This is a genomic window from Lutibacter sp. (assembly GCF_041596795.1).
In the GTDB taxonomy this organism is placed as follows: domain Bacteria; phylum Bacteroidota; class Bacteroidia; order Flavobacteriales; family Flavobacteriaceae; genus Lutibacter.
Map to the genome: position 1 here is coordinate 1 of NZ_JBFHHX010000103.1, position 11,885 is coordinate 11,885.

Annotated in this window: 11 protein-coding genes; 3 read left to right on the forward strand and 8 right to left on the reverse strand. The window is 30.5% G+C overall.

Features of this window, described 5'->3' with window-relative positions; genetic code table 11:
• The 4 genes from ABY298_RS11600 to ABY298_RS11615 all read right to left on the reverse strand — a co-directional run.
• Positions 1–1,205, reverse strand: a 1,205-nt coding sequence (locus tag ABY298_RS11600) for a polysaccharide lyase family 7 protein (protein WP_372746222.1), incomplete at its 3' end; no start/stop codon positions are given.
• Between the two features lie 326 nt (positions 1,206–1,531).
• Positions 1,532–1,864 carry a hypothetical protein gene (locus ABY298_RS11605; RefSeq protein ID WP_372746223.1) on the reverse strand — a complete coding sequence of 111 codons (333 nt, stop codon included), beginning with the start codon at positions 1,862–1,864 and terminating at the stop codon, positions 1,532–1,534.
• 5 nt (positions 1,865–1,869) lie between these two features.
• The gene (locus ABY298_RS11610) at positions 1,870–2,586 is read right to left on the reverse strand and encodes a YebC/PmpR family DNA-binding transcriptional regulator (RefSeq protein ID WP_372746224.1); all 717 of its coding nucleotides are present in this window, start codon (positions 2,584–2,586) and stop codon (positions 1,870–1,872) included.
• A gap of 66 nt (positions 2,587–2,652) precedes the next feature.
• Entirely contained in the window at positions 2,653–4,281 is a 1,629-nt protein-coding gene (locus ABY298_RS11615) for an acyl-CoA carboxylase subunit beta (protein ID WP_372746225.1), read from the reverse strand.
• 141 nt (positions 4,282–4,422) lie between these two features.
• Here ABY298_RS11615 and ABY298_RS11620 point away from each other — a divergent pair, with 141 nt between their 5' ends.
• The 3 genes from ABY298_RS11620 to ettA all read left to right on the forward strand — a co-directional run bounded on the left by ABY298_RS11620 (position 4,423) and on the right by ettA (position 8,500).
• Positions 4,423–6,228: an agmatine deiminase family protein gene (locus ABY298_RS11620; protein ID WP_372746226.1), complete on the forward strand. Its 1,806-nt coding sequence runs from the start codon at positions 4,423–4,425 to the stop codon at positions 6,226–6,228.
• Between the two features lie 262 nt (positions 6,229–6,490).
• Entirely contained in the window at positions 6,491–6,667 is a 177-nt protein-coding gene (locus tag ABY298_RS11625; RefSeq protein ID WP_372746232.1) for a CAL67264 family membrane protein, read from the forward strand.
• A gap of 141 nt (positions 6,668–6,808) precedes the next feature.
• Positions 6,809–8,500: an energy-dependent translational throttle protein EttA gene (gene ettA / locus ABY298_RS11630; protein WP_372746227.1), complete on the forward strand. Its 1,692-nt coding sequence runs from the start codon at positions 6,809–6,811 to the stop codon at positions 8,498–8,500.
• 46 nt (positions 8,501–8,546) lie between these two features.
• Here ettA and ABY298_RS11635 read toward each other — a convergent pair whose 3' ends face one another.
• The 4 genes from ABY298_RS11635 to dapB form a co-directional block, all read right to left on the reverse strand.
• A complete protein-coding gene (locus ABY298_RS11635) occupies positions 8,547–8,861 on the reverse strand; it encodes a DUF6122 family protein (RefSeq protein WP_372746228.1) in 315 nt (104 codons plus the stop codon).
• Position 8,862: 1 nt separating this feature from the next.
• Entirely contained in the window at positions 8,863–9,477 is a 615-nt protein-coding gene (locus ABY298_RS11640) for a WbqC family protein (protein WP_372746229.1), read from the reverse strand.
• A 71-nt stretch (positions 9,478–9,548) separates the two neighbouring features.
• Complete coding sequence (gene lepB, locus ABY298_RS11645) at positions 9,549–11,090, reverse strand: signal peptidase I (protein WP_372746230.1); 1,542 nt, start codon at positions 11,088–11,090, stop codon at positions 9,549–9,551.
• 16 nt (positions 11,091–11,106) lie between these two features.
• Positions 11,107–11,808, reverse strand: a complete 702-nt coding sequence (gene dapB, locus ABY298_RS11650; protein ID WP_372746231.1) for a 4-hydroxy-tetrahydrodipicolinate reductase — start codon at positions 11,806–11,808, stop codon at positions 11,107–11,109.
• Between the last annotated feature and the right edge of the window lie 77 nt (positions 11,809–11,885).

Here is an 11,885-nt window from a genome sequence, read left to right on the forward strand (position 1 = left end):
GTTTGTGGATATCCAGAAACCGACCATCTTGTAGTTGTTAATCCATCTACAAGGTTAGTTACTACGTTTGTACCATCTACAGTACCAGTTCCTGTTATTGATTTGTTTAAAGCTAGGTTAGGAATTATGGCTACATCTGCAACATTAATCTCACAGGTATCTTTGTAGCCTCCTTCGTCGCTTGTAACTGTAATTATAGCGCTACCTTCAGAAACTGCTGTTACAAGTCCATTTGAATCTACACTTGCTATTGCACTATTACTTGAACTATAACTTAGACCGTTATTTGTTGCACTTGTAGGAGTAACCGAAGCTGATAATTGATATGTGTTTCCTACATAAATATCTTTACTAGATGGCGATATATTTACTCCTGTAACGGTAACATCATCATGTTTAACAAAGAAATCATACACTAAAACTTCTCCATAATTGGTAGGATCATCAGTATCGCTTCCTTCTTCATCAGCATTACTTTGAGTATAATTACCAACTTTAAAATAAGATTGGTCGTAATTTAAATTCATTACAAAATCGTTACCGTCGGCTTTCACTAAATATGAAGATGCAGTGCCGTTATTATATGCATTTAAAAGATTTCCATCTTCGGAATAGTAACAATAATGCTTACCATCTACAACTAAAAAAATAACCTCATGAATGGTTCCTAAAGTATAGTTTGTTTTAATAGTAACATTGCTTCTAAGTTTAGTACCATTAAATGATAAAAAGAGATGAGAATTTTCTAGTCTCATTACCATAGCATCATCAATACCATCATCTTTATTTCCATGTATTTGAGTAGCTACTAATTGAGGTTTGTTAATAGGTAAATGCGAAATAGCTTGTTTTACGTACACCATATGTGAACCTTCTGTAGTCCAATAAATATCAGCGCTACCATCAGCTAATCGTTCTCTAAGTTCAGAACGAATATTGCTAGAATTAGGCGTAGTGCCATTATCCGTTCTAATAGGAGCTTTAAAAACAATAGCATCTTTTGTATCGTTTAAATAAAAAAACTCGTTGTTAGCTTCTCCGCATAATGTTTTATCTTCCACACCGGTAGGATATGTAATTTTCCATTGGTTACAGTTATCCATTAGATCAGAAGGTACTTCCTGAGCTATTGCAGGATACATAAAACCTATTATTATAACACAGAATGCAAAATATTGCATATGTTTTTGAAAATAATTTTTCATTTCAACAATTATAAAGATATGATGTACTTTGAAAAATTGGTTAACCAATTTATTCGTATGCAAATTAAGTAAATATATTTATATATTATAAAACTTTTGCATAAAGTATACAGCGGATATTAAAAGTAATTAAGCTTAAATATTTTCAGGTTTTTAAATGCTAAATTTTATTTGAATGTAAAATTATAAAAATTAACTAGTTGATATTTAGTTGTTTGTAAGTGTTGTTTAATGTTGATTAAATAATAAATTTAAATAATAGTGTTCTATTATTTAAAAAACAGAAAAAGTTGAAAATAGGAATAGCAAAAAAGTGCTACAAAGGGTTAAACGTATTTGCTGAATATTTTAATTAAAACCAGTGTTTTTATTCCAATTAAACCGGCATAAAACCAAATAGGAGTTTTAACGGTTTCTTTTAGTTCGTAATATGCAAGTTTTATTGAATTCGGCATATCTTTCAACTCATATGTATGTTTACAATTTTCACAAATAGAAGTTCCAATTTTTCCGCTTGATAAAAAAGGAATATGAAAAAGATGCTTGTAGATTCCTATTACAGAAACTTTTGTGGTATTTGTTTTATTGCATTTTGGGCATAAAACTTCCTTTGGAGTTTCAAATTTTAATTCAGAAGTTTTTTTACCGGCTAATTGCATATGTTTTACATTTCCATTGAGTGATACACATTTTGAACATCATCATCTTCCTCTAAACGCTCTAATAATTTTTCAACATCTGCTTGTTGTTCTTCAGATAATTTAACTGTGGTTGTTGGAATTCTTTCAAAACCAGATGAGAGAATTTCTAAATTGTTTTCTTCTAAAAATCGTTGAATAGCTCCAAATTGTTCAAAAGGGGCATAAATTAAAATTCCATCTTCATCTTCAAAAACTTCTTCAACTTCAAAATCAATTAATTCTAATTCGAAATCTTCCAATTCCATTTTTAAATCTTCCGATTTTACTCTAAAATTACATATATGATCAAACATAAATACAACAGAACCGGATGTTCCCATATTTCCATCACATTTATTAAAAGCAGCTCTTACATTTGCAACAGATCTGTTATTGTTATCTGTAGCTGTTTCAACTAAAATTGCAACACCATGAGGCGCATATCCTTCAAATAAAACTTCTTTATAGTTAGCAGTATCTTTGTCGCTGGCTTTTTTAATTGCTCTTTCAACATTGTCTTTAGGCATATTGGCAGCCTTCGCATTTTGAATTACAGCTCTTAAACGCGCGTTACTCTCTGGGTGAGGCCCACCTTCTTTTACAGCCATAACTATATCTTTACCAATTCTGGTAAATGTTTTCGCCATAGCAGACCAACGCTTCATTTTACGTGCTTTTCTAAATTCAAACGCTCTTCCCATAATATTACTGTAATTTTATTTTAAGTGATGCAAATGTAAATATTACCAATTGTTTTTACAACACTTTTATACTTGAATTATTCCTAAATTAAATTGTTTTTCGATAGGTGCGTGGTTCGCAGCTTCAATTCCCATACTAATCCATTTTCTGGTGTCTAATGGGTTAATAACTGCATCGGTCCATAATCTGGCAGCAGCGTAATAAGGAGATGTTTGTGCATTGTACCTATTTTGTATTGATTGTAAAATTTCTTGTTCTTTTTTAGGAGAAATTTCTTCGCCATTCTTTTTTAAAGAAGCGGTTTCTATTTGTAGTAAAACTTTGGCAGCTTGTTCACCTCCCATAACAGCTAATCTTGCAGATGGCCACGCAACAATTAACCGTGGATCGTAGGCTTTTCCACACATAGCATAATTTCCAGCACCATAAGAATTACCAATTATAATAGTAAATTTTGGCACTACAGAATTGCTTACCGCATTTACCATTTTTGCGCCATCTTTTATAATACCACCATGTTCACTTTTACTACCAACCATAAAACCTGTAACGTCTTGTAAAAAAATTAGAGGAATTTTTTTCTGATTGCAGTTGGCAATAAATCGGGTTGCTTTATCGGCAGAATCGGAATATATAACGCCGCCAAATTGCATTTCTTTTTTAGCATTTTTTACTACTTTTCGTTGGTTTGCAATAATTCCAACTGCCCATCCATCAATTCTGGCATAGCCACAAATAATTGTTTTACCGTAATCTTGTTTGTATTCTTCAATTTCTGAGTTATCTACAATACGCTTAATAATTTCGTGCATATCATATTGTTCACTTCTTGATATCGGTAATATTCCAAAAATATCTTCAGGGTTTTCTAATGGGTCTTTTGCTTTTACTTTGTTAAATCCTGCTTTGTCAAAATCACCAATTTTATCAACAATATTTTTAATTTTGTCTAACGCATCTTTATCGTCTAAAGCTTTGTAATCTGTTACTCCACTAATTTCGCAATGCGTTGTTGCACCTCCTAATGTTTCATTATCTATACTTTCACCAATAGCTGCTTTTACCAAATAACTACCTGCTAAAAAAATACTTCCGGTTTTATCAACAATCATAGCTTCATCGCTCATAATTGGTAAATAAGCACCGCCAGCAACACAACTTCCCATAATAGCAGATATTTGGGTAATTCCCATACTGCTCATTATGGCGTTATTTCTAAATATTCTACCAAAATGTTCTTTGTCGGGAAAAATTTCATCTTGCATTGGTAAATAAACACCAGCGCTATCTACTAAATATATAATTGGCAGTTTATTTTCTATAGCAATTTCTTGAGCTCTTAAATTCTTTTTTCCTGTTATTGGAAACCAAGCGCCTGCTTTTACTGTAGCGTCATTTGCAACAACAATGCATTGTTTTCCTTTTATATAGCCTATTTTAACAATAACGCCAGCCGATGGACAACCTCCGTGATCTTTGTACATTTCATCACCAGCTAAAGCGCCTATTTCAATAGTGTTGTTTTTAGAATCAAATAAGTAATCAATGCGTTCTCTGGCAGTTAGCTTTCCTTTTGCTTTGTGCTTTTCAATGTTTTTATCTCCGCCTCCTTTGTAAACTTTTAACAGTTTCTTTTTTAATTCAGATAGTTGAAGTTTGTTAAAATCTTCATTTTTATTGAAGTTGATGTCCATTTTTTTGAATAACATTTAGTATTGCTAAAGTACAAAAGATTATAAATTAGTAAGGATTTCAATAAATATTAATTTCTATTATTTTGAGCCATACTGAAATTTTGTTATATTGCTTTGGTATATGTTTAAATACAGTATATTATGAAACCCCAAACCAAATTAAAGCTTACCCCAGTATTTATATTATTTTTTTGTTTTCAATTTATTTTTTCACAAGAACAGGAAGTGCTTCCCAAAGGGTTTTCTGAAAAAGAAAAGGCTGAACTTGTTGTAAAAGGCTTTCAATTTAAAAGTAGCGCAGTTACAACGGCACCTACAGGATCGGTTAGAACAGCTGCAGAATGGGAGGAAGTAGAATATTTAGTGATATCTTGGAATAACTCTTACAATGATATTTTAAGTGAAATTGTTAGAGCCAGTGTTTTAGAATGTAAAGTTTTAATTGCTTACTATAATGTAACTGAAAGTACTATTCGTGCAAAACTAACAAGTGAAGGTATTGATTTATCTAATGTTTCCTTTTTAAGTACTCCAACAAATTCTATTTGGATACGTGATTTTTCTGGTAATACTATTTATACCGATGATGTAGGTGAGTTAGGACTTGCAGATTGGAGATATAATAGAAATAGAACTTATGATGATACTGTTCCATCGGCTCATGGAGCTCAATTAAATATTCCAGTTTATATTACTAATATGGTTAATACAGGTGGTAATTTTATGTCTGACGGAATGGGAAATGCGTTTGCATCTGAGCTGGTTTTAGATGAAAATGATGATACAGATGGATTTGCAGTACAAGTTAGAAACGAGGCACAAATAGATGAAGAAATGAATAGTTATATGGGTATAACTAGTTATTATAAAATGAAGACTTTACCTTATGATGGAATTCATCATATAGATATGCACATGAAATTGTTAGATGAAGAAACTATTTTAGTAAGTTCATATCCAAATGATGTTTCTGATGGAGCCCAAATAAAAGCAAATATCACTCAATTATTAGCAGATAAAGTATCTGTTTTTGGAACACCTTATAAAATTGAATGGATTGAATCTCCAAAAGATGATACAAATAAATATCCAAATAATGGAGGCTCTTATTGTACTTACAGTAATTCTACAATTGTAAATAAAACAATATTATTGCCAAATTATGTAAATGGTAATAATTTAGCAGCTATTGCAAAATATGAAGAATTAATGCCTGGGTACAAAGTAGTTGGGATTGATGTTGAAGATGAGGAAGATTTAATTTCATTAAGTGGAGCTATTCATTGCATAACACATACTATTGGTGTTGCAAAACCTTTGTTAATTGTTCATCAACCTTTAGAGGAAGTAAATGCAGGAAATACATTTAACTTAACAGCAATAATTAAACATATAGATGGGATTGATAATGCAAAAATAATGTGGAGAATTGCTGGAAGTGAAACTGTTGGAAGTACAAATTTTCCAAATTTTGTAACAATGAATAGGGTTGGAACAAGTGATAATTTTACAGCAAATATGCCAATTAATGCTAGTAATACAGATATTGAATATTATATTGTTGCAACTTCAAAAGGTACGGTGGCAAAAACTTTAACTAGGCCTTTAACTGCTGTAAAAACAGATCCAACAAATGCAACAGAATCAATTGGATTTTATACCATTAAATCTAATAATACTTTATCGTTAAACGAATGGGCAGAAAATAATATTTCTTCACCATATCCAAATCCTACATATAAAAAGGTGTCATTTAAATTAAACAATGTAAGTAATACTGTAAATGTAGTTATTTATAACCCTTTGGGGCAGAAATTATTTAATGAAAGTGTGAGTAGCGGTAACGGAATTATTGAATTTAATTTAAATGAAGATTGGAAAGGTCCTTTATTAGTTTTATTTGAAGGTGATTTTGGAAAAATTACTAGAAAAATAATGAAATTATAAGTAATAATTAAATTTAGCAAGTGCTATTTTACTAAAGTTATTCTGAGGTTTTTTTCATAACTATTTTAAATTTTTTAAGAATTTAGATTTTAGAATATTGCTAAAATACTAAAAAAGAACTTTGTAGCAGATGTTTCTAAAAGTTTAGCAAAATTAAATTAACAAACTATTTATATTAAATTAACGTTACATAAAAACAAATATATTTGCGATATTTGTACTCTTATTTTTTAATTAAATAAACAATACTATTATGAGCCATATGAATAAAAATACAGTTTTAGCGTGGGCAACCTTTTTAATGATTGCAATGGGCGTTATATTAATCTTAATGGGAGCATATAGATATGATGATGTTGCAGGTTGGGGATTTGCTACAGTTGGAATAGGATTTTTTTGTATAGCTTGGGTATTTAATGCATTAAAAGGTAGAGTGTAAAGTTAGATTAAAAATAAAGTGTTAAAATTTAAAAAGTTTGAAGACTTAAAAAATTATAACATATTTTATTGAAAATTAACGCTTTATAAAGCTATTAGGCTTTACTCAAATATAAACATAAACAATTTAACAAATACATGTATGGCAGATGATAAGAAAGTAATCTTTTCAATGTCTGGTTTAACAAAAACCTATCAAGGTGCCAATAAGCCAGTTTTAAAAGATATTTATTTAAGCTTTTTTTATGGAGCAAAAATTGGAATTTTAGGTTTAAACGGATCAGGAAAATCTACTTTATTAAAGATTATTGCTGGAATTGAAAAAAATTATCAAGGAGATGTAGTTTTTGCTCCAGGTTATTCTGTTGGTTATTTATCTCAAGAACCAGAATTAGACGATACAAAAACTGTAATGGATATTGTAAAAGAAGGTGTAGCTGAAACCGTTGCAATATTAGACGAATACAACAAAATAAACGATATGTTCGGTTTAGAAGAAGTGTATTCTGATGCAGATAAAATGGATAAGTTAATGGCTCAACAAGCTGTTTTACAAGATAAAATTGATGCAGCCAATGCTTGGGAATTAGACACCAAACTAGAAATAGCAATGGACGCGTTACGTACGCCAGATGGTGATACGCCTATAAAACATTTATCGGGTGGTGAACGCAGACGAGTTGCTTTGTGCAGATTGTTATTGCAAGAGCCTGATGTGTTATTATTAGATGAGCCAACTAACCATTTAGATGCAGAATCTGTTCATTGGTTAGAGCATCATTTATCACAATATAAAGGAACTGTAATTGCAGTAACACACGATAGATACTTTTTAGATAACGTTGCTGGTTGGATTTTAGAATTAGATAGAGGAGAAGGTATTCCTTGGAAAGGAAATTACTCATCTTGGTTAGATCAAAAATCAAAAAGATTGGCACAAGAATCAAAAGTAGCATCAAAACGTCAAAAAACTTTAGAACGAGAGTTAGAATGGGTAAGAATGGCACCAAAAGGACGTCATTCAAAATCAAAAGCACGTTTGGCTAATTATGATAAATTAATGAGTCAAGATCAAAATCAATTAGATGAGAAGTTGGAAATTTATATTCCTAACGGACCAAGATTAGGTACAAATGTAATTGAGGCTGTTGGTGTTTCAAAAGCTTTTGGCGATAAATTATTGTATGAAGATTTAAACTTTAATTTACCACAAGCAGGAATAGTTGGTGTTATTGGTCCAAACGGAGCAGGAAAAACAACTATTTTTAAAATGATAATGAATGAATTGCAACCAGACAAAGGTGAATTTAAAGTAGGTGAAACTGCTAAAATTGCGTACGTAGATCAAAGTCATTCCAACATTGATCCTGAAAAAACCATTTGGCAAAATTTTGCTGATGAACAGGAATTGATTTTAATGGGAGGAAAGCAAGTAAACTCTCGTGCGTATTTAAGTCGTTTTAATTTTGCAGGAAGTGATCAAAATAAAAAAGTAAGTACACTTTCTGGAGGTGAACGTAACCGTTTGCATTTAGCTATGACTTTACGTGAAGAAGGAAACGTATTATTATTAGATGAGCCAACAAACGATTTAGATGTAAATACATTGAGAGCGTTAGAAGAAGGTTTAGAAAATTTTGCAGGTTGTGCTGTTGTAATTAGTCACGACCGTTGGTTTTTAGATAGAATTTGTACACATATTTTAGCTTTTGAAGGAGATTCTCAAGTATATTTCTTTGAAGGTTCATTTACTGATTACGAAGAAAATAAGAAAAAACGTTTAGGAGGTGATTTAATGCCAAAACGAATAAAGTATAAAAAATTAGTTAGATAATTAATACTAAAAAAAATCTCAGAAGCAATTCTGGGATTTTTTTTTATTAAATCCAAAAGCAGTCTATATAATCGGTAAGCATGTGAAAAAGCAATCCAATTGCTATAATTCTGGTTTTTGTTGGAATTAAAAATAAAAGATAAAAAGTAATTGCAATGTAGGAGTGAAGCGGATGATAGTTAATACTACATCTATTAGCATCAAATAACGGGGTTGCAATTAAATGATCTACGTCTACTAACATAGTAAGTAAAAATACTAAATATACCTTTTTCCATTTTTCTTTAAAGAATAGATATGCAATAATTGCAGGAACCAAAAAGTGCATTCCGTAATGTATTATAAAACGAAGTATTTCCAAATTAAAACGGGAACTTTTGGTTGTTTAAATAACTTTCTGAAGTAGGACCTTCATTAAAAATAAGATCTAGAATACTTAAGTTAGGAATAAATTTATGGTTTTGGTCAAAAACTTGAAAATAAGAATCTAACTTAAAGTCATTGTTTTTAGAATCATTTACCAAATGTCTAAGGTCTAAACCTTCAAACTCTTTATAATATTCATTTGTTTTTGAAAACGGAATTTCAAGTTGAAGCGCATCCATAACAAACTGGTGAGTTTTTAGGTTTAAATCTAATAAGTAGGTAAACTTTTTTTTATAAATAGCAGTTAAATCATCTACATAAAACTCGAAAAAAGGAGAGGAGTTATACGCTGTTTTTAAGGTTTTTAAATGCAAATCAACCCAATTATCTTTGTAATCAATTTTTACATCTTTGGTTTTTTGTTTAATGCCTTTTGTGTGTTGAAATGGAACATTTAATAAATACTTGCCATTTGCTGTATTTATATAACATCTGTTTCTGTATGTCTGCTTTTGAAAGTTATCTTCAACTTCAAACAAAATTTGTGCTGATTGTACAATGCCAACATATTGAATTATTGGTGAAAAAAATGTTGGGTGTAGTAAAGTCATTACATTGGCTTTTTTCAATGTATATATCCAAATAGTATGGATTTATAATTGGTAAAATTAAAAGTTAATAGTTAGTCTTCTTTATTTTTACGTTTTCTAAAAGAGCTATACCCAAACCATAAAGCTAATGCGCCAAGAAAATAGTACAAATAAGATACAGGTTCTCCAGTTCCATGAACTGTTGTAAAAACGCGTTCCCATCTTATTTTATTAGCAATACCATCGGCATTACTATCCCAGCTAAACCAAATAAAAACAGGTTTTCCAACAACGTGGTCAAAAGGCACATAACCCCAGTAACGTGCATCTTCAGAGTTATGACGGTTATCTCCCATCATCCAGTAATAATCTTGTTTAAAAGTATAAGAGGTTGCTTGTTTTCCATTAATAAATATTTCATCTCCATTTACCGTTAAATTATTGTTTTCGTACACTTCAATAATTTGTTTGTAAAATGGCAACGATTTAGTATTTAACTCAACTGTTTTACCTGCTTCAGGAATATAAATTGGACCGTAATTGTCTATAGACCAAGGGTATTGACTATTATGTGGAAATATTGATTTACTATAATTTCCTTTTGGTTCAATTAGTTTTGTTATACTGGTAACAATTGGGTTTTTACTAAGTTTGGCTGCATTTTCATCGGTTAAATTTAACATGTAAAAGTCTCCTTGAAAACTTCCTTCGGTAATGTTATATCTGCTTAAAGTTGTGCCGTTTAATTGTTGACCATTAGTTATTACCTTATGCATATATTGTATTTTGGCTCTATCTGGCAATACAGTTCTTTCACCATTAATAAAAATGTAACCATCTCTAATTTCTAAAGAATCACCAGGAATTGCAACACAACGTTTTACATAATTGGATTTTTTATCAATTGGTTTATCAACGTGGATATTAGAATGATCTCTAAAAAAACGAACCGTATCAACAGGCCAGTTAAAAACAACTATTTCGTTTCTTTTAATGTTTTCAAAACCAGGAATTCTAAAATATGGAAGTTGAGGTTTTTTTAAATACGATTTCATTTTTGTAAATGGCAAAGAATCGTGTACCATTGGCGCAGCAACCGTTGTCATTGGAGTTCGTGCTCCGTAATGAAACTTACTTACAAAAAGGAAATCTCCAATTAGTAATGATTTTTCTAAAGAAGAAGTTGGAATGGTATAAGGTTGCATAAAATAGGTGTGTACAATTGTTGCTGCAATAATTGCAAAAACAATAGAGCTTACCCATTCACCTAATTCTGTTCTAGATTTTAAACTTCTGTCTTCTACATAGGTTACGTTTTCAACATAATTTAAATAGTAAATATAAAAACCTAATGTAAGTACTACTAAAAATGAATGTATAGATTTATATTTTCCGAAACTTCTAATAGTTTCAACCCAAATTACAGGAAACATTAATAAGTTTATAATTGGAATAAATAGTAAAATAATCCACCAACTTGGGCGTTTTAAAATTTTCATTAATACTATTCCATTATAAATTGGAATAATTGCTTCCCAAGCTTTTCTACCTGCTTTTATATATAATTTCCACGTTCCTAAAAAGTGAATTACTTGAATTGCTAAGAAAAATATGAACCATTCTACCATTGTCATAATTATAATTTTTTAATTAAATACCTAAAACGTCTTTCATGGTAAAAACGCCTTTTTTATCAACTAACCATTCAGCTGCTACAACAGCGCCTAATGCAAAACCATCTCTACTGTGCGCTGTGTGTTTAATATCAATAGTGTCAACATTAGAGGTGTATTCAACGGAATGCGTACCCGGAACGTCTTCAATACGTTTTGCTACTATAGGTATTTCAGTTTTGTTATTTGTTACATTTAAAGCCCAACTTTTTTTATCAGAATTTTTTATAATTCCTTCTGCAAGAGTAATAGCGGTTCCGCTTGGCTCGTCTAATTTTTTTGTATGATGAATTTCTTCCATAGAAATTTCATACTGTTTTAAATTACGCATCATTTTTGCTAAATATTCATTTAGTTCAAAAAAGATATTTACACCTAAGCTATAATTGGATGCATAAATAAAACCGCCATTTTTTTGTTTGCACAATTCTTTTGCATCGTTAAATTTATCTAGCCAACCTGTGGTTCCACTAACTACAGGCACATTGTTGTTTAAACAAGTTGTAATATTATTAAAAGCAACGCTTGGAATACTAAAATCTATAGCAATATCCGCAATTGTAATATCATAACTTTCGGTATTTTCATCAACTTTTAAAACAATTTCATGACCGCGTTGCAAAGCAATTTGTTCAATTGTTTTCCCCATTCTTCCGTAACCTAAAAGTGCTATTTTCATTATTAAAAGTTAAAATTTATAGAGGCGCCAACAATAGATTTGTTGGTAACTGAATTTTGTATTATTTGAGGTGAAAA

Bases quoted from the DNA above. Each gene is read 5' to 3' on its own strand.
- ABY298_RS11605 (WP_372746223.1), bottom strand. From the start codon at position 1,864: ATGCAATTAGCCGGTAAAAAAACTTCTGAATTAAAATTTGAAACTCCA.
- ABY298_RS11610 (WP_372746224.1), bottom strand. From the start codon at position 2,586: ATGGGAAGAGCGTTTGAATTTAGAAAAGCACGTAAAATGAAGCGTTGG.
- ABY298_RS11615 (WP_372746225.1), bottom strand. From the start codon at position 4,281: ATGGACATCAACTTCAATAAAAATGAAGATTTTAACAAACTTCAACTA.
- ABY298_RS11620 (WP_372746226.1), top strand. From the start codon at position 4,423: ATGAAACCCCAAACCAAATTAAAGCTTACCCCAGTATTTATATTATTT.
- ABY298_RS11625 (WP_372746232.1), top strand. From the start codon at position 6,491: ATGAATAAAAATACAGTTTTAGCGTGGGCAACCTTTTTAATGATTGCA.
- ettA (WP_372746227.1), top strand. From the start codon at position 6,809: ATGGCAGATGATAAGAAAGTAATCTTTTCAATGTCTGGTTTAACAAAA.
- ABY298_RS11640 (WP_372746229.1), bottom strand. From the start codon at position 9,477: ATGACTTTACTACACCCAACATTTTTTTCACCAATAATTCAATATGTT.
- lepB (WP_372746230.1), bottom strand. From the start codon at position 11,090: ATGACAATGGTAGAATGGTTCATATTTTTCTTAGCAATTCAAGTAATT.
- dapB (WP_372746231.1), bottom strand. From the start codon at position 11,808: ATGAAAATAGCACTTTTAGGTTACGGAAGAATGGGGAAAACAATTGAA.